General features: G+C 61.7%; 19 protein-coding genes and 1 other RNA gene. 1 reads left to right on the top strand and 19 read right to left on the bottom strand.

From position 1 onward, the window contains the following. Positions 1 to 10 precede the first annotated feature (10 nt). The 18 genes from lpxC to rnpB form a co-directional block, all read right to left on the bottom strand. Positions 11 to 979: a UDP-3-O-acyl-N-acetylglucosamine deacetylase gene (gene lpxC / locus A0U94_RS07905; protein ID WP_244177972.1), complete on the bottom strand. Its 969-nt coding sequence runs from the start codon at positions 977 to 979 to the stop codon at positions 11 to 13. 181 nt (positions 980 to 1,160) lie between these two features. Beyond that, complete coding sequence (gene ftsZ / locus A0U94_RS07900; protein ID WP_062109696.1) at positions 1,161 to 2,693, bottom strand: cell division protein FtsZ; 1,533 nt, start codon at positions 2,691 to 2,693, stop codon at positions 1,161 to 1,163. Positions 2,694 to 2,750: 57 nt separating this feature from the next. Then, the gene (gene ftsA / locus A0U94_RS07895) at positions 2,751 to 4,148 is read right to left on the bottom strand and encodes a cell division protein FtsA (protein ID WP_062109694.1); all 1,398 of its coding nucleotides are present in this window, start codon (positions 4,146 to 4,148) and stop codon (positions 2,751 to 2,753) included. Next, on the bottom strand, positions 4,145 to 5,086 hold the full coding sequence (locus A0U94_RS07890) for a cell division protein FtsQ/DivIB (protein WP_077803025.1): 942 nt from the start codon (positions 5,084 to 5,086) through the stop codon (positions 4,145 to 4,147). The genes ftsA and A0U94_RS07890 overlap by 4 nt, the downstream gene beginning before the upstream one ends. Beyond that, positions 5,086 to 5,997, bottom strand: coding sequence for a D-alanine--D-alanine ligase (locus A0U94_RS07885; protein ID WP_077803024.1), 912 nt, complete (start codon positions 5,995 to 5,997; stop codon positions 5,086 to 5,088). The genes A0U94_RS07890 and A0U94_RS07885 overlap by 1 nt, the downstream gene beginning before the upstream one ends. Continuing rightward, positions 5,994 to 6,914, bottom strand: coding sequence for a UDP-N-acetylmuramate dehydrogenase (gene murB, locus A0U94_RS07880; protein WP_077803023.1), 921 nt, complete (start codon positions 6,912 to 6,914; stop codon positions 5,994 to 5,996). Before murB ends, A0U94_RS07885 begins: the two co-directional genes overlap by 4 nt. After that, complete coding sequence (gene murC, locus A0U94_RS07875; protein WP_077803022.1) at positions 6,911 to 8,344, bottom strand: UDP-N-acetylmuramate--L-alanine ligase; 1,434 nt, start codon at positions 8,342 to 8,344, stop codon at positions 6,911 to 6,913. Before murC ends, murB begins: the two co-directional genes overlap by 4 nt. A 31-nt stretch (positions 8,345 to 8,375) precedes the next feature. After that, the gene (gene murG, locus A0U94_RS07870; RefSeq protein WP_077803021.1) at positions 8,376 to 9,473 is read right to left on the bottom strand and encodes an undecaprenyldiphospho-muramoylpentapeptide beta-N-acetylglucosaminyltransferase; all 1,098 of its coding nucleotides are present in this window, start codon (positions 9,471 to 9,473) and stop codon (positions 8,376 to 8,378) included. After that, on the bottom strand, positions 9,470 to 10,663 hold the full coding sequence (locus A0U94_RS07865) for an FtsW/RodA/SpoVE family cell cycle protein (RefSeq protein WP_062028555.1): 1,194 nt from the start codon (positions 10,661 to 10,663) through the stop codon (positions 9,470 to 9,472). Before A0U94_RS07865 ends, murG begins: the two co-directional genes overlap by 4 nt. 4 nt (positions 10,664 to 10,667) lie before the next feature. Next, complete coding sequence (gene murD, locus A0U94_RS07860; RefSeq protein WP_077803020.1) at positions 10,668 to 12,014, bottom strand: UDP-N-acetylmuramoyl-L-alanine--D-glutamate ligase; 1,347 nt, start codon at positions 12,012 to 12,014, stop codon at positions 10,668 to 10,670. Next, complete coding sequence (mraY, locus tag A0U94_RS07855; RefSeq protein ID WP_062028551.1) at positions 12,011 to 13,102, bottom strand: phospho-N-acetylmuramoyl-pentapeptide-transferase; 1,092 nt, start codon at positions 13,100 to 13,102, stop codon at positions 12,011 to 12,013. The genes murD and mraY overlap by 4 nt, the downstream gene beginning before the upstream one ends. Then, positions 13,102 to 14,475, bottom strand: coding sequence for a UDP-N-acetylmuramoyl-tripeptide--D-alanyl-D-alanine ligase (locus tag A0U94_RS07850; protein ID WP_077803019.1), 1,374 nt, complete (start codon positions 14,473 to 14,475; stop codon positions 13,102 to 13,104). Before A0U94_RS07850 ends, mraY begins: the two co-directional genes overlap by 1 nt. Next, positions 14,472 to 15,932, bottom strand: coding sequence for a UDP-N-acetylmuramoyl-L-alanyl-D-glutamate--2,6-diaminopimelate ligase (locus A0U94_RS07845; protein ID WP_077803018.1), 1,461 nt, complete (start codon positions 15,930 to 15,932; stop codon positions 14,472 to 14,474). Before A0U94_RS07845 ends, A0U94_RS07850 begins: the two co-directional genes overlap by 4 nt. A gap of 8 nt (positions 15,933 to 15,940) precedes the next feature. Beyond that, positions 15,941 to 17,932 carry a peptidoglycan D,D-transpeptidase FtsI family protein gene (locus tag A0U94_RS07840; protein WP_077803017.1) on the bottom strand — a complete coding sequence of 664 codons (1,992 nt, stop codon included), beginning with the start codon at positions 17,930 to 17,932 and terminating at the stop codon, positions 15,941 to 15,943. Between the two features lie 81 nt (positions 17,933 to 18,013). Next, positions 18,014 to 18,811: a cell division protein FtsL gene (ftsL, locus tag A0U94_RS07835; RefSeq protein ID WP_062109672.1), complete on the bottom strand. Its 798-nt coding sequence runs from the start codon at positions 18,809 to 18,811 to the stop codon at positions 18,014 to 18,016. Next, positions 18,808 to 19,779 carry a 16S rRNA (cytosine(1402)-N(4))-methyltransferase RsmH gene (gene rsmH, locus A0U94_RS07830; RefSeq protein WP_077803016.1) on the bottom strand — a complete coding sequence of 324 codons (972 nt, stop codon included), beginning with the start codon at positions 19,777 to 19,779 and terminating at the stop codon, positions 18,808 to 18,810. The genes ftsL and rsmH overlap by 4 nt, the downstream gene beginning before the upstream one ends. Further along, positions 19,776 to 20,270 (bottom strand): division/cell wall cluster transcriptional repressor MraZ, encoded by a 495-nt coding sequence (gene mraZ, locus A0U94_RS07825; RefSeq protein ID WP_077803015.1) that lies wholly within the window; start codon positions 20,268 to 20,270, stop codon positions 19,776 to 19,778. Before mraZ ends, rsmH begins: the two co-directional genes overlap by 4 nt. A 288-nt stretch (positions 20,271 to 20,558) precedes the next feature. Beyond that, positions 20,559 to 20,978: RNase P RNA component class A (gene rnpB / locus A0U94_RS07820), an RNA gene on the bottom strand. 75 nt (positions 20,979 to 21,053) lie between these two features. Here rnpB and A0U94_RS07815 point away from each other — a divergent pair. Next, a complete protein-coding gene (locus A0U94_RS07815) occupies positions 21,054 to 22,049 on the top strand; it encodes an alpha/beta hydrolase (RefSeq protein WP_077803014.1) in 996 nt (331 codons plus the stop codon). 25 nt (positions 22,050 to 22,074) lie between these two features. Here A0U94_RS07815 and A0U94_RS07810 read toward each other — a convergent pair whose 3' ends face one another. Further along, positions 22,075 to 22,545, bottom strand: coding sequence for a hypothetical protein (locus A0U94_RS07810; RefSeq protein ID WP_174694494.1), 471 nt, complete (start codon positions 22,543 to 22,545; stop codon positions 22,075 to 22,077).

Genomic DNA, 22,545 nt, shown 5'->3' with positions numbered 1-22,545 from the left:
GCCATGTGTCTCAGGCGGCAACGCGTGTGCGCAGGGCTTTTGTAACGGATCGGGCAGGGGCCGTGGAGACGAAGCGCCAGTTGGCAGCGTCCGAAAAAACGGTGCGCAGGAGTCGGTTGTTGAGTGTATGGCCGGATTTATGGCCAATAAAACCCGCCTGCATCCGGTGTCCGGCACAATAGAGGTCGCCAATAGCGTCGAGTAATTTGTGACGGGCGAACTCGCGCTCAATTTTCAGCCCTGCGGGGTTGAGAATGTTTTCTCCATCCACGACGACGGCATTCTCCAGTGATCCCCCGCGCGCCAGACCGATACTCTGAAGATATTCGATATCCTGACGATTGACGAATGTCCGGCAGAAAGCGACCTCTTCCATGAAGCGTTGCTCGTTAAGCTGCATGGCGTAACGTTGGTTTCCAATGGCCTGAGCCGCAAAACTCAGGGAGATGGCCAGTGAAAGTCCACGCTGTGCGGGACGCAGTTCGGCAAAAGCGCCGTCTTCGCCTTCGACGCGGACATTGCGCAGGATTTCGATGACCTGGCGGGGTGTATCGAGGATTTTGCGGCCAGCGCACTTGATCAGGAACGCGAAGGCGTCAGAAGCCCCGTCGAGAACCGGCAGTTCCGGTCCGCTGACCGTGATCAGGATATTGTCGATCTCGCAGGCATTGAGGGCTGCCATCAGGTGTTCGATCGTGGCGACGCGGAGGGACGGGTCGTTTTGACACGCGACAACCGTTGAAAGGCGTGTATCCACAATATGGTCATAGGTCGCGGGGAAAGAGGGTGAGCCCTCCTTGTCCGAACGCTGGAACCTGATCCCCGTATTGGCGGAAGCAGGAGAAAGAAGAAGGTTGACCGTGACACCACTGTGCAGGGCGATCCCCTGACAGTGAATAGGCTGTGCAAGAGTGGTCTGAAGGTTTTTCGAACTGGTGCGCTCCAGGCGGGAAGACGAGGCATCAGAACCTGATGCCATTTCAGGGCGCTCTGCATCAACGCCACTCGCCGTTCTTATACCTTGCTTGGGCGTCACCTGCATAAAGCCTCCGAAAAATCTTGTTCCGGAGACTAGAAAACAGATACCGGACTTTGGTTCCAGTCAACGATTGTTGCCGGATATTACCCCTCTTGTGTTGCCCACAAGAGGGGTGTGCTGATCAGCGACGCAGATAGGTGGGGATATCCAGGTTGGAATCATCGCCGCCGCTGGAGGGCTGTTCGGGATGCTGCGGAGCCTGGTGCTGATACCCGTCGCGTGTGTTCGGCTCGGCACGCTGGGCTGGCTGCTGGCCCTGTTGCGGCTGGGCCGGACGGCTGCGGAAAGCGCCTGTGACCATACCGAACAGGCTGCGGGGTGCTTCGGCCTGTTGCTGGGGAGCATGGCGGGACGGGTCGGAAAACAGACCGGCCCGGGGAGAGGGCTGATGGACGCTGTCCTGCCGGGGTGACTGGTTTTCAGGGGCGGCTTGCTCGGGAGCAGGCGGTTCCTGCGCAGACAGGGGTGCTGTGTTGTGAGTTGGTGCCTGTTGAGCGTCGAGCGCGAAATTCGGCCGCGGCGGACCGCCGGCATAGGTTGAACCGGGCTGGAAGGACGGTGCGCTGGCCCGGGAAGAAGATGTCTCCCGGGGGGCCGCCTGCGAGGCTGCGTTTGCGTGCGGCGTGGATGTCTGAAGGTGCTCGGGAGGCGCGGACGGGTCTTGGGAGGGCTGCGTGTCGATGCCGGTTGCGACGACCGAGACGCGGACGCGACCATTCAGCTTTTCGTCGATCAGCGCGCCGAAGATGATGTTTGCATCGTCGGCCACTTCCTCACGGATGCGGTCAGCGGCGGCGTTGACTTCATAAAGCGTCAGGTCTTCACCGCCCGTGATGTTGATGAGAAGACCGCGTGCGCCCGCCATGGAGGCGTCTTCCAGCAGCGGATTGGAAATCGCACGTTCGGCTGCGAGGACGGCACGGTCTTCTGCGTCTTCTTCACTGGACGCTTCGCCCGTACCCATCATGGCCTTGCCCATCTCTTCCATCACGGCCTTGACGTCCGCGAAATCGAGATTGATCAGGCCGGGGGAGACCATAAGGTCCGTAATGCCGCGAACGCCCATGTTCAGGACATTGTCGGCCATCCGGAAGGCTTCGCGGAATGTCGTGTTCTGCGTTGCGGAATTGAAAAGGTTCTGGTTCGGGATGACGATCAGCGTATCGACGTGCTTCTGAAGTTCGGCAATGCCCTTTTCAGCAGCTGTCGTGCGGCGACGCCCTTCGAAATTGAAAGGTTTCGAGACGACGCCGACCGTCAGGACGCCGCGTTCGCGTGCCATGCGTGCGATGACCGGCGCCGCACCCGTCCCTGTGCCACCACCCATGCCAGCGGTGATGAAGACCAGATTCGCGCCTTCAAGCTGCCGGTCGATTTCCTGAGCGGCTTCTTCGGCGGCTTCACGACCGATTTCCGGCTTCGCGCCTGCACCCAGGCCGCGGGTCAGATGCGGGCCAAGCTGGACGCGGCGTTCAGCCTTGGAATGGGCAAGCTGCTGGGCGTCGGTGTTGGCAACGACGAATTCCACGCCCTTGAGATCAGACGCAATCATGTTGTCGACGGCGTTCGTCCCGCCTCCGCCAACGCCGATCACGGTAATCCGTGGCGCCAGCTCAACGTGGGAATTGGGAGTAGGGGTAAGGTTCAGCGTCATGATCTGGTCCGGAACTTCATGAAAGCGACAGGTGAGGGCGTTATGATATGTAATAGCTTATACATTATTGCGTATGAAGCCTACGAGACGTTTAACAAGTCCGCGAGGTCTTGGTTCGGGTGCGGAAATATCTCCGAAATCCCGATCCGCACCCGCTGCCCAGGCCAGGAGCCCCGCAGCGGTTGAAAAGCCTGCCGAAGCCGCGGCCGTCTCGGGCAGGCCATAGATGTTCTGGGGTTTCCCCATCCGTACGGGGCGTCCAAGGATGCGGGTTGCAACGGGAACGATCCCTTCCAGCAGGGAGGCTCCGCCTGTAAGGACGACCCTGCCATTGGCCAGCCGGCCCAGTCCCGCATTATCGAGCGACTGCCGGACGAGTTCCAGCGTTTCCTCGATCCGGGGCTGGATGACGGAAATAACCTTGGAACGCTGCAAACGTACCAGCCGGTCGCTGTTTTCCCCGATCAGGGGAACGGACAGGATTTCCCGCTGGTCGTCCGAACCCATCTGGGCTGCGCCATACATCGTCTTGAGACGCTCGGCCGTTTCCAGGGACGTCGACAGGACGCCTGCGATGTCGCGCGTGACATGCAGTCCGCCGACGCGGATTTGGGCCGTGTGCAGCAGTTTTCCTTCACAGAAAACCGCCAGAGATGTGGTGCCGCCGCCCATTTCCACAACCGTGACGCCAAGCTCCCGCTCTTCGGCCGCCAGAACCGAAATGCCCGAGGCAAAGGGGCTTGCAACCAGCCCGTCCAGCTTGAGTTCGGCATGTTGAAGAACGGCATCCAGAGTGCGCAGGGCGCTGGAGTTCATGTCTACGACATGCATCCGGGTCGCCAGTTCTTCGCACTGGTGGCCGACGGGATCGGCAATGCCGGGAATGGAATCCACGACATACCCGATGGGAAGGGTGTGGATGACCTCGCGGCCTTCCATCCAGGCGCGGGCCTGTCCTTCCGCAATGAGACGCTGCACGTCTCCAGCCGTTACCTCCCGTCCACCGATCGGGATCTGGGCGTCCACCAGCCGGCTCAGCGGCCTGCCGCAGGACAGGTTGACGACCAGGGAGTCCATGCGTCGTTCGGCGGCCTCCTCGGCCTGGCCGACCGTGGCGCGGATCGCGGCTTCGGCTTCGCGGATGTCGACGATTGATCCTGAGCGGATACCGTGGGAGCGGCGCCATCCGTGACCCAGAACCTGGATGGAGCCGTCAGCCTCGCCCTTGCCGATCAGGCAGGTCATTTTCGTCGTGCCGATATCCAGCGCGCCGAAAATGCCTGGACGCCATGCGATACTGCGATGCGTCTCTTCCGGTGGAAGCGGCAGGATGTCGCGCGGGACACGGTTGACGCTGACGTCACGCTCGCCGCCGACGGGGATGAGGGACCGGCCCCTCAGACCGCCCCGGCGACGGAATGCCGGAAGATCTGACATGGAGGTAAGGTCATTCATGGCTGCTTCGCGCTGTCTGCTGGGGGTGGAGGAGAGGACGGAGACGGATCGGTTTTCGCTCCTTCGGCAGGTGGGATGGCCTGCGAAGGCTGATGGACGACCATTCTGTCCGGAAGACGCAGATCAATCGACTGCACCGGACGTTCCAGAAGGCGCATACTCTGCTGGTAACGCGCCAGACGCGCAAAAGCTGCGGCTTCTTCACCTTCAGGCAACAGAACGGTGGTGCCGTCCTTGAGGGTCGCATTCCAGCGGCGGCCTCCGACGCGGATCAGCGCCGTGACCTGAGCCTTGACCAGCGGTTCGTGGTTGAGGGCATCAATGACGCCTGCGGCGGCGGTATTGGCGCCTTCGCCCACCACCAGCGGGAGCTGGAGGAAGGCCTGTGCATTTTTTCCCGTCAGTCCCTGATCGGGAACTTCTTCACCGGCGCGGTTGATGAGCATGAAATGCCCGCGGTCCTGCCAGACGGCGATCGGGGTGCGCTCGACAAGCGTGATGATGACGGTATCGGGCATGTGCCGTTCAACCGTCGCATGGTCGATGAAGGGAAGCTCGTCCAGTCGCTGGCGGGCAGCCTCGACGGAGAAGCCGAAAATCGGATGCCCGATGGACGTGCCCAGTGCGTCCTGGATCGAGGCCTCGCTGGTCATGCCGCGGCCGTTGATGACGATATGGCGGATGGGCAATGGCTCCATTGCAACCAGCCGTTCGCGCAGGGGGGCAAAGCGCTCTTCTGAAGCCGCGTCATACAGCAGACGCATACCTGCACCTGCCAGACCCATCACGACCAGAAATACGATCGCAGGCCGGACCAGCCGCCGTTGCCGGCGCCAGAACAGCTTTGCCCGGGAAGGACGGTCTTCCTGAGGCGGCATGGCCCCGGAATAACGCTCCCGGATAAAATCGTTTTTCTGAAAGGACGGGTCTTCCCGCATCAGCGCGTCAGTGCCTCCCGGACCATCCAGTCACACAGGTCCGGATAGGGAATGCCGCAATAGGCAGCCTGTTCCGGCAGCAAGGATGTGGGCGTCATGCCCGGCTGTGTGTTGACCTCGAGAATGACGAGCGTGTCGGTATCCTCGTTATAACGGAAATCGGTACGGCTCGCACCTTGACAGCCCAGCGTCCGATGGGCGCGCAGGGCGTAGTTGAGCGCGCGATCGGTCACGGTCTGCGGAATATCTGCAGGAACGACATGACGCGAGCCGCCAGCCTTGTATTTGGCTTCGAAATCGTAGAACGCGGCTGTTTCGCAGGGCAGGATATCCGTGACGGCGAGGGCACGGTCTCCCATGACGCTGGCGGTCAGTTCGCGGCCGGGGATGAAGCTTTCGACCAGTGCGTCCTTTCCGAAGCGCCATGTCTGCGCGATTTCCGCACGGCGATTGTCGCCCGTCCGCACGATTTCGACCCCCACGGATGACCCTTCGGCGACCGGTTTGATGACATAGGGTGCGGGAAGGGGATCGGCTTCGGCCAGTTCCTCGACCGTGACCACACGCCCCTGTGCCACGGGCAGACCTGCGGCGGCCAGAAGGATCCGCGTGGCGCCTTTGTCCATCGCGACGGCAGAGGCCCGGATTCCGGAATGCGTGTAAGGCAGGCCGAGCCATTCCAGAACGCCCTGAATGGCTCCATCCTCGCCGCGCGGGCCGTGCAGCGCATTGAAGACGACGTCCGGTGCTGTGGATTTCAGGCTGGCGATTGTCGCGGCAATATCCGGGCCGACGTCGATCGGCGTGACGTCGTGACCCGTGTCGCGCAGGGCCTTGATCACGGCCTCGCCACTGACGAGGCTGACGGGGCGCTCGCTGGATGTTCCGCCCAGCAGGACTGCGACTTTCATAACGTCTGCTCTCCTTCGGACTGACGTCCGATCCGTTTAATTTCCCAGTGCAGACTGACGCCGCTGCGTGCCAGAACTTTTTCTCGCACGGTCTCTCCCAGAGTTTCCAGATCCGCGCTGCTGGCCTGTCCCAGATTGAGCAGAAAATTGCAGTGCTTTTCGCTGACCTGCGCATCTCCGATCTGAAGGCCGCGACATCCGGCTTCGTCAATCAGCTGCCAGGCCTTGTGACCTTCCGGGTTGCGAAACGTGGAGCCGCCGGTTCGTGCGCGTACGGGCTGCGAGGCTTCGCGGGAGGCCCGGATGTCCGCAATGCGGCTCCGGATGGCGTCTGCCTCGTCCGGTGTCCCACGCAGGCAGGCCCGGATCACCACGCTGCCTTCTGGAAGCTCTGAATGACGATACGCAAAGCCCAGTTCGTCATGTGAGAGGCGGCGCAGATCGCCTTTTTCTGTCAGGATTTCGGCCCATTCGAGAATGGCATCAAGATCCGATCCGTAAGCCCCTGCATTCATGCGGACAGCGCCGCCGATCGAACCCGGAATGCCGGCCAGAAACTCCAGACCGGCCAGACCGGCTGCGGCGGCATGTTCGGCTACGGTGACGTCGAGGGCAGCAGCCCCGACGATCAGGCTGCTGCCCTCGACGTCGATATCTGCGAAGCCACGCGCAAGGCGGATGACTGTGCCTGCGATGCCGCCATCGCGGATGATGACGTTCGAGCATGCCCCCAGAACCGTGACCGGCATGGTCGCAGGTTTTTCACGCAGGAAACGGGCCAGGTCATCCTGATCCTCAGGGATAAACATCCAGTCCGCCGGGCCGCCGACGCGAAACCATGCGCGGGGCCCCAGAGGTGCGTTCGCGGTCAGTCTTCCCCGGAGGCTCTTGACTGGAAAATCGCTGCTACCCGTCATGCTGCGCCTTCGGTTGCAGGCTGCCGGTTCAGCGCTTCGAGCTGGGCAGGGAGCGCCTGCGCCCACTGGGTGATGGTCCCGGCACCGAGGCAGACAACATAGTCGCCCGGCTTGGCGATGGCGTTGATCATTTCCGGCAGATGCGCGGGATCGGGAAGTGGCACGACGGAACGGTGACCGCGATCGCGCAGGCCTTCGACGAGTGCATCACGGCCCGCATCTTCGATCGGGGCTTCACCCGCAGCGTACACGTCCGCCACGATGACTGTATCGGCATCATTCATGCAGGTGCAGAATTCGTTGAACAGGACTTTCAGGCGCGAATAGCGATGCGGCTGCACGACGGCGATGACGTTCTTTGCGCCAGCCTGACGCGCGGCCTTCAGAACGGCGGCGATTTCAACCGGGTGATGACCGTAATCGTCGATGATGGAGATACCGTTATAGTCGCCGGTGCGCGTGAAGCGGCGCTTGACGCCCTTGAAGGTCGTCAGGGCGGATGCGATGACGGAATCGCTGATTTCCATTTCAAGGGCGACGGCGATGGCGGCCAGCGAATTCAGGACGTTATGGTGTCCGAGCATCGGTAAACGGAAGGGTCCCGCCCGGCGCGAGCGGTTGCGCTGACGGTTCGTGACGACGACCTCGAATGTGGCACCCCGCTTGTCCATAACGACTTTTTCAGCGCGGATATCGGCCTGCGGGCTGAAGCCGTAAGTGATGACACGATGATCGGACAGGCGCGGGATCATCTGCTGGACCTGGGGATGGTCCACGCACAGGACCGCAAAGCCGTAGAACGGGATGTTGGACACAAACTGGTCGTAGCCGGCCTGCATGGCCTCTTCTGTGCCCCAGTGATCCAGATGTTCCGGGTCCATGTTCGTCACGACCGCGATCACGGCGGGCAGACGCAGGAACGAGCCGTCGCTTTCGTCGGCCTCGACAACCATCCAGTCGCCTGAACCCATGCGTGTGTTGGTGCCATAGGCTTCAATAATGCCGCCGTTGATGACGGTCGGATCCAGCTTGGCATGTTCCAGAACGCAGGCCACGAGGCTGGTTGTCGTGGTCTTGCCGTGCGTGCCACCAATGGCGACGGACCAGCGCAGACGCATCAGTTCGGCCAGCATTTCCGCGCGGCGGACGACCGGGATGAGCTTGGCGCGTGCCGCCACGACTTCGGGGTTGTCTTTTTTCACGGCCGTCGACGTCACGACAACCTGCGCATCGCCTAGATTGGCGGCGTCATGGCCGATATGAACGACAATTCCGGATTGGCGCAGGCGTTGCACATTCGCACCTTCCGCGATGTCCGACCCCTGTACCTTGTAGCCCAGCATGTGCAGCACCTCGGCAATACCGGACATACCGATGCCGCCGATACCGACGAAGTGAATGGTTCCAATGTTCAGGGGCAGGGCGCGCATGGGGCAGGTACTCTTGGGTAGAAGCAGAGGATCAGGGACGAAGAGCGGATTCAATCAGATCCGCGACTTTTGCGGCAGCATGAGGGCGCGCGCAGGACTGAGCGGCTTTTGCTGCGTTTTCGAGCTTTTCAGGATGGGAAAACAGATCCGTCAGCAGAGCTGTCAGCGCTGTGGGCGTGAAATCCGGCTGGCGGATCATCCAGGCGGCACCCGCATCCACGAGCGCCTGACCATTCGCACCCTGTTCATCGGAGGCTGCGATGGGAAGCGGAACGAGAATGGAGGGGCGGCCGGACATGGTCAGTTCCGCGATCGAAGAGCCGCCCGCGCGACCGATCACGAGATGTGCATCGCGAAGACAGGTTGGCACATCGGTGAAGAACGGTGCGGCTTCGACCTCAATACCGGCGTCCGTATAGATGGCGCGGACGCGGTCCAGATCGTCAGCCTTGATCTGCTGCGTGACTTTGAGGCGCTTGCGGAGTTCTTCGGGCAGGGCAGCGAGGGCCTGTGGGACAACCTCGGAAAATACGCGTGCTCCCAGAGAGCCACCCCAGACCAGAAGGTTGATCCGCTCTTCGGGAGTTGCGTAGGTGTTTTCAAAGAGCGCTTCGATGCCTGCGCGTACGGGCATACCGGTAAGCGTCGTCTGGGCGTTTTGCGGGAGGCGCGCGACCGTAGCGTAAGAGGTGGCAATCAGCGGAGAAAAGTGGGACAGGAAGGCATTGGCCTGTCCAAGAACCGCATTGCCCTCATGAATGACCATGCGGGGCCGCTTTGCGGAGGGCAGAAAACGGGATGCGGTCAGGGGGGGGATAGACGGATATCCGCCAAAACCCACCACAGCTGCCGCATCAAGGGATTTGAGGACGCGACGTGCTTCTCCAATACCGCGCAGCAGGGCGAGCACCCCACGGACTTTGCCGCCAAGGCCCTTGCCTGCCACACCGGCACCATCCAGCACATATTGGGGCAGGTCCCTGAACAGGCCTGTGTCCCGGCGGCCATGCCGGGCATCGGTCATGAGGACGAGGTCATGGCCCCGTTCCGCGAGCACAGTCGCGACGGCTTCAGCGGGGAAGAAGTGCCCTCCGGTGCCACCGGCGGCGATAACGATGGGGCGGCTCACGGCGCATTCCTCTCAAACAACGGGTTCTGGCCGTAAGACGCGGCGGCTCTTTGCCCGATTCTGCCCTGGCCTACATGATGGCGGGTCAAAGCCAGAACCATTCCCATGGTCAGGGCTACCGACATTGCTGAACTGCCACCATAGGAAATGAAGGGGAGCGTCATGCCCTTTGTCGGGATCAGATGCAACGTCGAACCCATGTTGACGAAGGCTTGAAGGCCAAAACCCGTCACCAGTCCCGCAGCAGAGACAATGACGAACGGATCGTCTTCATGCATTAGCTTGAGGAGGGTCCGCAAAACGATCGTTCCGAAAAGCAGGATGATCATCACGCACAGGATCAGGCCGTATTCTTCACCGGCAACCGCGAAGACGAAGTCGGCATGGGCGTCTGGCAGCAGGTCCTTTACCCGTCCTTCACCCGGGCCGCGTCCCAGAAGGCCGCCGTTTCCAAAGGCACGCAGTGCGGTGTCGATCTGGTAATGGTCACCGACATCGGGATGCAGGAAGCGCTGGACGCGGGACTGGACGTGCGGAAAGACGATATAGGCGACCGCAAAGGCTCCGGCCATGCCCGCCACGCACAGTCCGACCCAGTAGAGCTTGAGGCCATCCACGAAAAGCTGGGTCATGAAGACCATCGTGATGACGGAAAGCATTCCGATATCAGGCTGCGATTTCAGCAGGAGCAGGATGAAACCGAAGCACAGGAACGCAATCAGCATCCCCGGAAACGCGATATTGCCCCACATGACGACAGAACGTCGTGCGGAAAGCAGCCAGCCGGTCACGACCGCAAAGCAGGGCTTGAGGAACTCGGAGGGCTGCACGGACATCATCGGGAGCGCGATCCAGCGGCGCGCGCCCTTGATTTCCATGCCATGCACCAGCGTCATGGCCGTTGCACCCAGTGCGATGATCCCGCCGATGATCGCCAGTCTCTTGATGGCCTTGCGTGACAGATAGGACGTACCGAGCACGATCCCGCCAGCCAGCGCCAGAAAGATCACCTGCTTGAGAATGAACATGTTGCGTGAAGCGCCGATACGCGACGCCACCGCAGGACTGGCGGCGAGCATCAGCACATATCCAAGTCCAATCAGCAGGCCGACGCAGGCCAGCGTGACGCGATCAAGGTTTCGCCACCAGCGGGCAACAGCGGAGGTCTCGACGCGGGATAGTCCCGACATGGTGTCAATCCTCCAGCTTTGGGGTGAGCGTGGCGCCCGAATGGCCTGATTTCACAATATTATCGCAAATCTGAAGAAAGTGTGACCCACGATCCTCGAAACTGCGAAATTGATCGAAACTTGCACAGGCGGGGGACAGCAGGACAACCGGAACAGTCTGGGCGAGAGCCGCGCTGAAAGCCGCCGGAATGGCATTCTCCAGCGTTCCGCACTGCTGGAAGGGTACGCCGTGCATGGCCAGTGTCGCAGCGAGCGTGTCAGCATCCTGTCCGATCAGAAAGGCCTGTGCGATATGTCCGAAGAATGGCGCAAGGCTTTCGATGCCGCCCGCTTTTGCAACGCCGCCCGCAATCCACATGACTTTGTCGTACGAAGTGAGGGCCTTGGAGGCGGCTTCGGCATTGGTGGCCTTGCTGTCATTGATGAAGGACACGCCGTCGCATTCCGCCACTTTCTGCAGGCGATGTTCCAGGCCGGGGAAGGATTTCAGACCGGCGCGGAGGGCCGCATCATCAAGGCCAAGATGACGCGCGATGGCGCAGGCTGCGCCGACATTCTGGGCGTTGTGCCGGCCCGGAAGCGCCGGACCGTCGAAGGGGGGCAGCGCATCGGCATCCAGTTCCGAGACCTGCACGCCGCGCGCTGCGACCTTTGAGGCAATGGCGCGGCACCAGTCATCATCGGTGCCGATCACAGCCAGATCGCCGGAGCCCATATTGTCGAAGACATGTGCCTTGGCTGCGGCATAGCCGGTCATGTCGCCGTGCCGGTCCAGATGGTCGGGCGTCAGGTTCAGCAGGCAAGCCGCGCTGGCATGGAAACTGTCCAGCCGTTCAAGCATGTAGGACGACATTTCGATCACATAAACGCCGTTATCGGGCAGGAGCGGGAGCGCCAGAGACGCTGTCCCGAGATTGCCGCCTGCAACACAGGGGCGTCCGGCCACCGTAAAAAGATGGGCGATCAGGGCTGTTGTCGTCGATTTGCCATTTGTGCCTGTGACGGCCACGAACGCGGCTTTTGAGCCGGATTTCCGGACCGCCCGATACAGGATTTCGGCATCGGACAGGATCTGGACGTCCTGTGCGCGGGCGAGGTCCGCGGCAGGATGTGCCTTCGGCAGCAGGTGCGGAATGCCCGGTGACAGGATGAGGGCCGTCATCCCTGACAGATCGGTCAGGGGACCGAGCGTCAGGTTCGGATGTGCGGGCAGATCGGCGTTGCGATCGTCCCAGGCCTGCACCTGTGCGCCCATTCCGAGCAGGGCATGGACGACAGCCGCGCCGTTGCGCCCCAGACCGCAGACGGCATAACGCTCGCCTGCAAGAAGGTTGGGCGGGAAGCCGTTCATCGTAGTTTCAGGGTGGCCAGGCCGCACAGGCCGAGCACGATGGAGACAATCCAGAAGCGTATGACGATTTTTGGCTCCTGCCAGCCCTTTTTCTCGAAATGGTGATGCAGCGGCGCCATGAGGAAGACGCGGCGTCCCGTTCGCTTGAACCAGAAGACCTGAATGACGACCGACAGGGTTTCGGCGACGAAAACGCCACCCACGATGCACAGGACAAGCTCATGCTTCGTGGCGACGGCAATGGCGCCAAGTGCTCCGCCGAGGGACAGGGAGCCGGTATCGCCCATGAAAACGGCTGCTGGCGGGGCGTTGAACCACAGGAACCCTAGGCCCGCCCCAATCAGCGCCGCACAGAAAACTGCCAGTTCGCCCGTGCCTGGAACGGGGTGCAGTTGCAGGTAGTCTGCAAAAACGTGATTGCCGACCAGATAGGAAATCAGGGCGAAGACCAGTGCTGCGATCACGACTGGCACGATGGCCAGTCCGTCCAGACCGTCCGTGAAGTTCACGGCGTTGCCGAAGCCGGTGATGGCGATCATGGCGAAGATCGGAAACGCATAACCCAGCGGAAGCAGCACATCCTTGACGAAAGGGAAGGCGACCATGTTGCGCAGTTCTGGCGGCGTCAAATGTTGCAGCCAGATTCCGGCAATCAGCGATGTCAGGAATTCGCAGCCCAGTCGGGTACGTTTGGAGACGCCGGTCGTATTGCGCTTGGAGAGTTTCAGATAATCGTCGGCAAAGCCAACCGCTCCGAAGGCTGCCGTGGTCAGCATGACGGCCCAGACGAAGCCATTTGTCAGATCCGCCCAGAGCAGTGTTGCCGAAAAAAGCGCAATCAGGATCAGCATTCCGCCCATTGTTGGCGTGCCGGCCTTTTCCAGAATGTGGCGCTCCGGTCCGACAGAACGGATCGGCTGGCCTTCACGCTGGATGCGTTTGAGCTGTGCGATGAAGGGTTTGCCCAGAGCCAGCGAAATGACCAGTGCCGTCAGGCAGGCGCAGCCCGAGCGGAACGTCAGGTAATGGAACAGGTTGAAGAACCCGCCATGAGACGTGTCGTGAGCGGCAATAAGATTGAAGAGCATCAGGCAGAAACCGGGCTGGAGGCGTTGTCGAGGGCTGAGATCACGTCACGCATCCGGCTGCCGAAGCTGCCTTTCACGAGCAGGAGATCACCGGGGCGAAGGGCGTTAAGGAGCACAGAGGCAAGAGAGGCAGCATCGGCGGCGTATCCACCCTGAAGCCCGCACGGCAGCGCATCATAAAGTGCGCGCATATGGGGGCCGCAGCAGAATGCGAGGGCATTTGCATTCTGCACGGCATCTGCCAGAGAGCGGTGTTCGGCATCGGCGAATATGCCGAGTTCGCGGATGTCTCCGAGGGCCGCGACATGCCGCTGGGCCGGAAGCAGGGCGAGCGTGGCCAGAGCCGCGCGGACGCTGGGTGTGGAGGCGTTGTAGCTTTCGTCGAGCAGGCGTACGTCGTTCAGGATCGTGCGGATCTGTCCGCGTCCCGCGCCCGGCACGAAACCGTGCAAAGCGCGCGATGCTACTGCGACGTCTTCGCCAAGGGCCACAACTGCGCCTAGGGCCAGGGCCGCGTTTCTGGCAAGATGCTCGCCAGGCGCGGTGAGCGTCACGTTCTGCGTTCCGCAGGGAGTGTGGAGCGAGAAATGACTGCCTTCCGCCGTGCACCTCACGTCTTCAAGGCGGAGTTCTGCTGCGGCGGAGAAGCCAGACCGCCAGAGAGTGCAGCCTTCAGGAAGAGCGTCTGTAAAGACTGTCTGCCCGTGAGCATCATCAGGGACGATTGCGATCCCATGGGCGGGAAGGGCGCCGAACAGGGAGGCTTTTTCCCGCGCAATCGCTTCGATGCTGCCCATATGGCCGAGATGTGCCGTGCCGATCGTGGTGATGATGGCCGCATCGGGACGGACTTGAGCGGCAAGGGGAGCGATTTCTCCCACATGGTTCATGCCGATCTCGCTGATGCAGAAGCGGGCATCCTGTGGCAGCCGGGCCAGGGTAAGGGGAACGCCCCAGTGATTGTTGTAGGACGCCACGGCGGCATGTGTCGGGCCGATCGCGGACAGGGCGACGGTCAGCATGTCCTTGGTCGTTGTCTTGCCGACGCTTCCGGTGATGGCCACGACTTTCCCGTGGAAACGGGAGCGGGCGTAGCGGCCCAGATCCACTAATGCGGTCATGGTGTCGGGAACGATCAGGAGGCGCGGATCGTCCAGACCGGCAGTGTCATGCACGAGAGCGCAGGCCGCACCCCTGTCCAGAGCCTGCCGGATATGGGCGTGGCCATCGCTGGTTTCGCCGCGCAGGGCAATGAACAGGTCGCCGGGGGCGAGCGTCCGTGTGTCGATCGAAATGCCCGTGACGCTGACGTCCGCTTCAAGCCTACCACCCGTCGCGGCCCGCAGGTCGGCACTGGTCCACAGCACGCTCATGCGGCACCTGTCAGTTCGCGGATGACGAGACGATCATCGAAAGGCAGGATATCCGTGCCCACGATCTGTCCCTGTTCATGCCCCTTGCCGGCTACGACAAGAATATCGCCGGGATTCAGGGCTTCAAGCCCTGCTGCGATGGCGCTGCGACGGTCCGCGATTTCCAGGGCGTCCGGGCAGGCCGCGCGGATTTCGGAGCGGATCGCCATAGGATCTTCCGTGCGGGGGTTGTCGTCCGTGACGATGGCCAGATCCGCCATGTGTGCAGCGACCTCTCCCATCAGTGGACGTTTGCCACGGTCACGGTCGCCACCTGCGCCGAACACCACGACCAGACGGCCTGTCGTATGCGGGCGCAGACTGGACAGGACACAGTCGAGGGCATCGGGCGTGTGGGCGTAATCGACATAGGCCGCGGCCCCGTTAGGCAGTTCGACCGTGCGTTCGCATCGCCCGTGGACGCCTTTCAGGCACGGCAGAAGGTCGACAACCTGCCGGGCATCGGAATCGTCCGTCCAGCACATGGCTGCTGCCAGCATGACGTTGTCGGCCTGAAAGCGGCCCGGCAGAGAAAGGGATATTTCGGGCAGTTCTTCGCCATGCAGGGCCAGACGGAGGATCTGACCGGAAGGCGTGGGGCGGGCCTCGATCAGCCGGAGAGCCGTGCCATTGCGCCCGACACTGCGAAGTTTCAGGTTTCGTCTGGCGGCAATCGCCTGAAGGGCCACGAAGGTCTCGCCGTCCATATCGGCGTTGACAGCGGCAATGCCGCCCGTAGGCAGGACTTCTTCAAACAGGCGCAATTTAGCCGTGCGGTAGGCTTCCAGCGTCAGATGATAGTCGAGATGATCGCGTGTCAGGTTGGAGAAGCCGGCGGCTGTCAGGGAGACGCCATCCAGCCGGTGCTGTTCCAGTCCGTGCGAGGAAGCTTCAAGCGCGACGTGATCAACTCCGTTCCGGGCCAGAGCGGCAAGAGTCTGGGCCAGCGAGACGGGATCGGGGGTGGTGAGGCTCGGAGGAGCGGGGATGTCCGTATCTGACACGAGCCCCAGCGTTCCAAGACTGGCCGCGCGGTTTTCCTGAAGGATCCAGAGCTGGCGGAGGAAATCGGCCGTGCTGCTTTTTCCGTTTGTTCCGGTGATCGCCGCGATGCAGGAAGGCTGCGGGCCAGCAAGGGCGAAGGCCATGCTGGCCAGAAGATGTTTGGCATCCGGGCGTCTGATCACAGGAACCGGGCCTGCGGTTTCTGCGCCGTCATGATCAATGATCACCGCGGCGGCGCCTTGTGAGAGAGCCTGTGCGATAAAGGTGCTTCCGTCCTGTTTTGCGCCGCGCAAGGCAAAGAACAGCGCGCCCCGGCCAACTCTGCGGCTGTCGGCAGTGACGGCCAGAATGTCAGGGTCGCCCGTCAGAGACTGCGATTTGCCACAGAGGGCGAAGAGCTGGGAGAGGCGCATGGGACGGTTCAGTGCTGTGTCTTGGTCTTGGAGGAAGGGGTCTTGGGTTCGTGCGCCTGATTGCGCGGGTCTCCGGGATCATTTCCGGGACCGAGGGCATGATAGCCGGGGGGAACGACCGGGTTCATCGGAATGGCCAGAGAGGCATCAATGGCGTCTTTGTTTGCAAGATCCGGGAACTGGTTCAGGATCGGGCCGACGCGGGAAATGATTTTTTTCACGGTCGGAGCCGCGTTCCAAGCGGCCGTCGTCCATCCATGGGTCGCCGCAGTTCCCTGCGGACTGTCGAGCATGACATAGACGGCATAATGCGGATTGTTCATCGGGAAGACGCTGGTGAAGGCCGAGACGTTGACGTGTTTCAGATAGCCGCCATGGGCGCCGATCTTTTCCGCAGTACCGGTCTTGCCGCCGACATAATACCCCGGAACTTCGGCGGACTTGCCGCTTCCCATCGTAACGTCAAGGCGCAGCAGCTTGCGCAGGAGGGCTGACGTCTGTTCGGACAGAACCCTTGTGCCCACAGGTGTTTCAGCGCCGATTTCGTCGCTGTCGGTACCTGGCCGGTAAGCGACCGGACGCAGTTGTGCTGCATCAGCATCGGGTGTCGGCTTGCTATCGTCTTCGGTATCGCGGGCTACGAGCGTTGGCTTGAGCAGGATGCCACCGTTTACGGTCGCGGCTGTTCCTCGCACGATCGCAAGCGGCGGCTCGGCGACACCATGACCGAAACCGACCGTCATGACGGTGGAAATGCCCCAGTTGCGCGAGGCTGGTACGAGCGGACGTCCGGCTTCGGGCAGTTCAACGGGAACGCGGTTGAAGAAGCCCATGTTCCGCAGCCAGTCCTGCTGCCGGGCTGCACCGACATCAAGTGCGATATGCGCGGCGGCGGGGTTGGACGAAAAGGCCAGAACGCCGGGCAGCGAGAGCCATGGAGCGAAATGGTCCGTCTTCATATCCCGGATAGTGAAACGGCCGACGCGAATGGGGATGGTCGAAAAGCGGTCCCACAGGTGAACAACGCCGAGTTGCAGGCCCATTGCGGCCGTCTGGAGCTTGAAGGTCGAACCGGGTTCATACATGCCGGTGACGGCGCGGTTGAAGCGCGCATCGTTGGGGGCGTGTCCGAAATCGTTGGCGTCATAATCGGGCAGGCTGACCATCGCCAGAATTTCGCCGGTGCGAACATCCATGACGATCGCGCTGGCGCCGATGGCGGAGAACTCGTCTTTTGCGGCCTGAAGTTCGTCATGCGCGACGGTCTGCACGCGCACGTCCAGCGACAAGCGCAGCGGAGATTTGTCGGAGTTCAGGCGCTTGTCGAAATAGCGCTCCACGCCCGCGATGCCATGATCGTCGATATCGACGCTGCCCATGATCTGGGCGGCCGTCCGGCCCAGCGGATAGTGACGGCGTTCGCCTGCTTCGAAATAGATGCCCGGAATGCCCAGATTGTTGATGGCGATTTCCTGAACGGGGGAAATATCGCGTGCGAGATAGACGAACTGTTTCTTCAGCGACAGGCGCCGGATCGTCTCGTCCCGGTCAAGCTGAGGGAGAACTTTCCGGAGTTTGTCCGCTGCGTCTGCCGGGTCGATCAGTTCCATTGGATTGGCATAGACCTGCGCCACGGGCAGCGAGAGCGCCAACGCTTGGCCCGTTCGGTCGGTGATGGTGGCGCGCTTGACGGTCGGCAGGACAAAATCGCCGGACATTTCCCCGCGCGGATCGCTTTTGGGAATTTCGGGGACCTGAGGGGCGATCTGACGCTTTTCAGGCTCCATTGGCATCAGGACAGTGGCAACGGTCGCCTTGAGGGCTACGGCACCATAAATTGCCAGAAACCCCATTCCTACGCCCAGCAGGCGTCCGTGCATCTGGTCAAGATTCAGCCTGCGGAATCCCCGCGGGGACGCACCTTTCCGGGGACGTCCTGACGGGGCATCCTGATGCGCGGGGCGCTGCGAACCGGAAGAAGGTGGCACGTCCTGGGGCATCGTGCGGGGGTGCGTCCTGTGGAAGGGCTCGCCCTAAGCTATCCGAGAATGCTGAACGAGCGGTTAACGACGGAAGGGCTTTCAGTTAGCCAACGGCACCGGCGCGGGCAATGCGTCATTTGCATTTGCCAGAGCGGAAAGTTGAGTGTGATGTGCTCGCGGGCGTTCTTCCGCAAGGCGCGTCGTCACCGGAGCATGGCTGACATGAACAGCCTGGGGATGCCAGGCCGCAACCATCAGCGGAGCAGGGTGACTCTCACGATAGCTGACGAGATGGACGTTCGGCGCCATGTCCGCATGGCTGTGAACGGACGCTGTAACCGGCCGGGGCGTGGCGGAGGCCAGCTGGACGTCGGCAGCGCGAGCATGGGAGGGGTGCGTCGGGAACGCCGCAGGTTTGGCAGCAAGCGGGGCAGGGTGGCTTGCCATGGCTACGACCACAGGCCGGGGTGCTGGTGCACTCTGGGCGGGAGGCTGTGCATGCACAGCAGGCTGCTGTGGGGCGGGAAGGGGCAGATGTGCAGCTTCTGCGGCCCTGTTGACGACCTCGTGCAGCCCTTCGCGAGGATCCGCTGCCTGTGATTTCGAGCCGGGAGCCGGCAGATGTGCCTCAAGAGACGCCATGCGGATAAACTGGTCCGGCTCCATCGGATGCAGGGTCGGAACAAAGCGGGCGGCGAGCGTGTTGAGGCGGTCCGGCTGGTTCAGGAGCGCCCATTCCGTCCGCAGCATGGCGGTCTGGCTCCGCACGCGCTGTGTGTCCTGCACGATTTTCGTGATCTGCTGGTCCAGAACCGTGGTCTCATGCTTCTTCGTATAGAGAAACAGGCCGGATCCTGCGGCAAGGACGGCACAGGCGACGGTGAAGGGCCGGATCATGAGGACATTCCTGAGACGGGCATCGGGGAGACGGGATTGCGGACCAGTGCACGCAGACGGGCGCTGCGGGCGCGCGGATTTTCCCGGGCTTCCTCGTCCGTAGCGGAGAGGGGGCGGGAATGGAGAAGGGAAAAGGCCGGTGCGTTCTGACGAAGCGGCGCCGGTTCGTGGCGGGAAGGATTTCCCGTCCGCCCTGCAAGAACGGCCATGGCGCGTTTTGCCAGACGGTCTTCGAGGGAATGGAAGGTCACAACCACGAAAATACCGCCCGGGGCAAGAAGGCGCGGTGCGGCTTCCAGCGCCCGTTCCAGTTCGCCAAGCTCGTCGTTCACGGCAATCCGCAGTCCCTGAAAGCTGCGGGTTGCGGGGTCGATATTGGCGCGATCACGGGGCACGCAGCAGCGGATGATATGGGCAAGCTGGCCGGTCGTGGTGATTGGAGCCTCGGCGCGGGCAGCCACGATGGCGCGTGCGATGCGGCGTGAGAGTTTTTCTTCACCATATCGGTAAAGGATGTCCGCAATTTCCGCTTCCTTGAGGTCATTGACCAGATCGGCGGCGGAAGGGCCGTCCGAGCCCATGCGCATGTCCAGCGGGCCATCGTTGCGGAACGAAAAACCGCGCTCGGCCTGATCGATCTGGAAGGACGACACGCCCAGATCCAGAACGATGCCGTCAAAAGGTCCTTCTGCGCCAACCAGGGCTTCCATGTCACCGAATGTGCCCTGATGCATCCGCAGCCGCTCGTTGGCCTGTACAGCCATGGCGTTTCCACGTTCGATGGCTGTCGGGTCACGGTCGATGCCGTCGAGGGTGCAGTCAGCCGCGTTCAGAATGGCGCGGGCATAGCCACCGCCGCCGAACGTGCCGTCCAGATACCGTCCGCCAGCACGGGGGGCGAGGGCTTCGAGCACCTCGTGCAGCATAACGGGGACGTGGCCCGAATGAACCAGGGTGATCGCGTTCATTCGGCTGCTCCCGCAGTGTTTGTGGTGGCGGGCGCGCTGATGGAATGACGTCTGGTTGCAAGCGTTTTTGCGCGGCTCCGGGCGGCCTGACGGCGCTCTTCAGCAGCAGCGGGATGCCAGATCTGGAACGTACGTCCCAGCCCCATGAAAGAGACTTCGTCCGTCAGCGAGGCGTGCGTGCGCAGGGTCTCGGGAAGGATGATGCGGCCTTCCTTGTCGCTGTCCAGCGGATAGGCATCCGCATAGAGGCTGGCGGCCAGATCTTCATGGTCTTCCGAAAACGGATCGTATTCGTCAAGCGGGGTGGCGAGGGAGGCGAAGGCGCCAACCGTCCAGCCCTCGATGCATGGGTGGAGGTGGGACGGCCGGAGAATAACCAGCGGGTCGCCCGGCTGGGCCTGGGATTTCAGGGCGGCGCGGAAGGATGCGGGAATAGAGACGCGTCCCTTGGCATCGAAACGGTTCTGATGCGTGCCGAGGAACATGCTCATGAACGATGTGCCTCCTTCCTGCATTCAGAACCGGGTATTCGGCTGCTGATTATTTGGCTTGGTCTTCATTGGGATATCATGGGATTTCATGGGACGTCAAACAGATATCGTCAGAAAACCGCAGAAAACTGCGACATTTTTGAAAGTTGAAATGTGACAAAAATTTTTGCTGTTTGTTAGGGTTTATCAGGGATAATCGCGGAGGCGGATCTATACCTGCCGTTATTTGTTCCGTTTTTGTTCTTCTTTGGTGAGGGGAACAATTACTGGAAGAACAGATTTTCAGAGGGTGCCAGACGGCCTGTAAGCCGGGTTCTGTCCGCCCGAAAGCGGGACGATCATTCCTCTGGGACCTGCATCGCTGCAGGCCTCACGCAACCAACCCGAACGACGGGGCGAGAAGCCCCCGGCTTCCTTGCGGAAACCTGCCGTTCCTATTCGGTCTTGCTCCCGGTAGGGTTTACCATGACCATCGCCGTTGCCGGAGATGCGGTGCGCTCTTGCCGCACCGTTTCGCCCTTACCCGCAACGTATTTTCCCGGCGATAAATCGCTGAAAAAACAGTCCGGCGGGCGGTCTGTTTTCTGTGGCACTGTCCCTGGGGTCGCCCCCGCCGGCAATTAACCGGTACCGTTTTCCCGTGGAGCCCGGACTTTCCTCCCTGTATGCGATCCTCATCGCATACACAGCGATCGTCCAGCCGTCTGGCGGCGCAGACACTGCTCCGGGACGCCTGCGGGGTCAAGGGCAGACTTTTTCTGATACCCGGGGCATAAGGGATGGATGCGCCCAACCCTAACATTGCGGATCTTCCTGTTCTGGCTGACCCAACAGAGCCGCAGACGTGGTATTGCGCCACGCACAATCGTTCTTGATGAAATCCCGCCCATCCCTGCTCCACAGCCCTCTGTAGATGTTCTGCGGCAGATCCGCCGTGTGACGGGGCGTCCGAGTTTTCCCGTCAGGCTCTCGTCGCTGCGGATCCGGCGGTGGCGCGAGATCCGTGTTCCCGGAGGCGAGGGAGAGCGGACTGCGCGTCTGTATCGCCCACGGGGGAAAGTCAGGGGTGTTGTTCTGTTTCTGCACGGTGGCGGATTCGTGCATTGCGACCTCGTCTCGCATCACGGGATCTGCTGCCGTCTTGCAGCGTCTTCAGGGGCAATGGTGCTGTCGCTGGATTACCGTCTTGCGCCAGAGCACCGCTTTCCAGCCGCTCTGGATGACGCCAAGGCTGCGCTGGACTGGATTTTCAGGACTGTGCCAGCCGATCTGCCGGTGGCTGTGGCGGGTGACAGCGCGGGGGGCAATCTGTCCGCTGCACTCACGCAATGGGTTCGGGGGCGGGGATCACGCCCGCTTAGCGCCCAGCTTCTGTATTATCCGGCCCTTAGCGGTCCGTTCGTTCCGCCGTCCCGGCAGACTTATGCGAACGGTTACATGCTGAGTGCGGAGCTTCTGTACTGGTATTGCGGCCAGACACTGGCGAGGCCAGAGCAGTTGTTTGACCCGGCGTTTTCGCCGTTACTCGCGGATGAGTTCGACAGACTTCCACCTGCCATGATTGTCACGGCGGGGTTTGATCCGCTCAGGGGTGAGGGCGAGCTTTATGCCCGGCGTCTCGATGAGGCCGGAATACCAGTTCTGCTAAAAAACTTCCCGCGCATGATTCATGGGTTCCTGAACGGCTATGCGCTGTTTCGGAACGGCCGTCAGGCGTTGAGGGAGGGGGGGCTGTTCCTGCGCGAAGCTTTTGCGCTGGAAAGAAACGGAGCGTCCTAGGAGGCTCCGCCTTTTTCAGAGCACGTCAGAGAGGCAGATCGTGAAAGGAACCGGGGGTTCCCGCATCGGTCTGTACGGTCCGGTCGGCCCGGTTGATTTTCAGGCTGAACAGCTTGTCGGCCGAAGGTTTCTCGCCGGGGCAGCCGTTACCGTGACGTCCGAGAACGTCCATCGTCGGCGTATTGTCGGACGCACTTCCGTTGACGACGAAGACGAGGCAGTTACGTGGCAGATCCGTCAGGTTGTCTTTCACCACCGCAAGACGCAGATGCTCCACCAGTGCCGTGTTGTCGAACCAGCTCAGCTTGCTAAACGTGATCTTGTCATAGGACATGTCCAGCAGTCCGCTCCGGACTGCAATGAACATGAGCAGAAAAGCCGGGATGACTACCAGAAGCCGCCGCAGCAGAAGCTGCTTGAAGCTGCGGGGCTGGCGGCGTGTGTTTTTGCCCGGCGCGCGGCCCAGACGGGGCGTTGCGCTTTTATCGTCACTCAA

Source organism: Gluconobacter albidus, assembly GCF_002005485.1.
Lineage (GTDB): Bacteria > Pseudomonadota > Alphaproteobacteria > Acetobacterales > Acetobacteraceae > Gluconobacter > Gluconobacter albidus.
This window is presented reverse-complemented; position numbering and strand designations above follow the sequence as displayed.

Coding starts and splice junctions, on each gene's coding strand:
- lpxC (WP_244177972.1), bottom strand. CDS start 979: ATGGCATCAGGTTCTGATGCCTCGTCTTCCCGCCTGGAGCGCACCAGT.
- ftsZ (WP_062109696.1), bottom strand. CDS start 2,693: ATGACGCTGAACCTTACCCCTACTCCCAATTCCCACGTTGAGCTGGCG.
- ftsA (WP_062109694.1), bottom strand. CDS start 4,148: ATGAATGACCTTACCTCCATGTCAGATCTTCCGGCATTCCGTCGCCGG.
- A0U94_RS07890 (WP_077803025.1), bottom strand. CDS start 5,086: ATGCGGGAAGACCCGTCCTTTCAGAAAAACGATTTTATCCGGGAGCGT.
- A0U94_RS07885 (WP_077803024.1), bottom strand. CDS start 5,997: ATGAAAGTCGCAGTCCTGCTGGGCGGAACATCCAGCGAGCGCCCCGTC.
- murB (WP_077803023.1), bottom strand. CDS start 6,914: ATGACGGGTAGCAGCGATTTTCCAGTCAAGAGCCTCCGGGGAAGACTG.
- murC (WP_077803022.1), bottom strand. CDS start 8,344: ATGCGCGCCCTGCCCCTGAACATTGGAACCATTCACTTCGTCGGTATC.
- A0U94_RS07865 (WP_062028555.1), bottom strand. CDS start 10,663: ATGTCGGGACTATCCCGCGTCGAGACCTCCGCTGTTGCCCGCTGGTGG.
- murD (WP_077803020.1), bottom strand. CDS start 12,014: ATGAACGGCTTCCCGCCCAACCTTCTTGCAGGCGAGCGTTATGCCGTC.
- mraY (WP_062028551.1), bottom strand. CDS start 13,102: ATGCTCTTCAATCTTATTGCCGCTCACGACACGTCTCATGGCGGGTTC.
- A0U94_RS07850 (WP_077803019.1), bottom strand. CDS start 14,475: ATGAGCGTGCTGTGGACCAGTGCCGACCTGCGGGCCGCGACGGGTGGT.
- A0U94_RS07845 (WP_077803018.1), bottom strand. CDS start 15,932: ATGCGCCTCTCCCAGCTCTTCGCCCTCTGTGGCAAATCGCAGTCTCTG.
- A0U94_RS07840 (WP_077803017.1), bottom strand. CDS start 17,932: ATGCCCCAGGACGTGCCACCTTCTTCCGGTTCGCAGCGCCCCGCGCAT.
- ftsL (WP_062109672.1), bottom strand. CDS start 18,811: ATGATCCGGCCCTTCACCGTCGCCTGTGCCGTCCTTGCCGCAGGATCC.
- rsmH (WP_077803016.1), bottom strand. CDS start 19,779: ATGAACGCGATCACCCTGGTTCATTCGGGCCACGTCCCCGTTATGCTG.
- mraZ (WP_077803015.1), bottom strand. CDS start 20,270: ATGAGCATGTTCCTCGGCACGCATCAGAACCGTTTCGATGCCAAGGGA.
- A0U94_RS07815 (WP_077803014.1), top strand. CDS start 21,054: ATGCGCCCAACCCTAACATTGCGGATCTTCCTGTTCTGGCTGACCCAA.